This window comes from Microbacterium sp. Bi128, assembly GCF_918698205.1.
In genome coordinates, this window is sequence record NZ_CAKKMM010001643.1 from 1 (window position 1) to 1,052 (window position 1,052).

1 protein-coding gene and 1 pseudogene are annotated in these 1,052 nt (G+C 64.0%); both read right to left on the reverse strand.

Annotated elements, in window-relative coordinates; translation table 11 throughout:
* Window positions 1-219, reverse strand: a pseudogene (locus tag LQV45_RS35180) (carbohydrate ABC transporter permease); the annotation flags it as partial.
* Between the two features lie 12 nt (window positions 220-231).
* Window positions 232-1,052, reverse strand: an 821-nt coding sequence (locus tag LQV45_RS35185) for a carbohydrate ABC transporter permease (RefSeq protein ID WP_230012661.1), incomplete at its 5' end; no start/stop codon positions are given.

The window sequence follows — 1,052 nt, forward strand, 5'->3', positions numbered from 1 at the left end:
GCCGAGGCTGAAATCGGCCGGCAGGAGGTTGCTGGCGTTCGAGGCCAGGGAGGCGTTGCTGGACAGTGCGGTGCGGAGCATCCAGAGGAACGGCGCGATCGTCACGGCGACGGCAATGGCGACGAGGGTCCAGGCGCCGACGCGGCGCCAGTTGACCGGCTTCCTGGGAGCGGGAGCGGAGGTGGCAGGCTTCTTGCGGGAAGGGGCGAGGGTAGTCATGGCTGGGGTTCCTTAGTCCAGATCCGATTCGTTGCCCTTGAGGAACTTCATCTGGACGAAGGCCACGAGAGCGAGAATGACGAAGAGAATGACGGACAGGGCCGAGGCGTAGCCGAAGTCGGATTCACCGAAGGCCTTCTGGTAGATGTACATCTGGATGACGCGGGAGGCATTGATCGGGCCGCCGCCCGTGGTCACTGCCACGGTGTCGAAGACCTGGAAGGAGCCGATGACGGTGACCACCAGGACCAACACCAGCACCGGGCGCAGGAGCGGCATCGTGATGCTCCAGAAGGTCCGGGTCGGGGAGGCGCCGTCGAGCGAGGCGACCTCGTACACGTGGTTGGGGATGGACTGCAGGCCGGCGAAGATCAGCAGGGCGGTGTAGCCCATGTGCCGCCAGACATTGACGCCGGCGATGGTGGGGATGGCCCATTGCTCGCTGCCGAAGAAGGCGATGCGCGGCAGGCCCAGCCAGTTGATGACCTCGTTGACGATTCCCAGCTGGTAGTCGAGCATCCAGAACCAGAGCAGCGCGACGATCACGTTCGCCACCAGGAAGGGCAGCAGCAGGGCGCCGCGGATTAGCGTGGACTTGGCGACGTTGTGCATCAGCAGGGCAAGTCCGAGCGCGATGACGGTCTGGAAGCCGATGTTCAGTGCCACGTACTGGACCGTCACGGCCATGGCGTTCCAGAAGAGATCGTCCGCGAAGATCGCGGTGTAGTTTTTGGTGCCGATCCAGGTGGGATCGCCCAAAACGCTGTACTCGGTGAAGCTGAGGTAGACGCCGCGGATGCTCGGCACCAGGTAGAAGGCAACGAAGCCGAGCA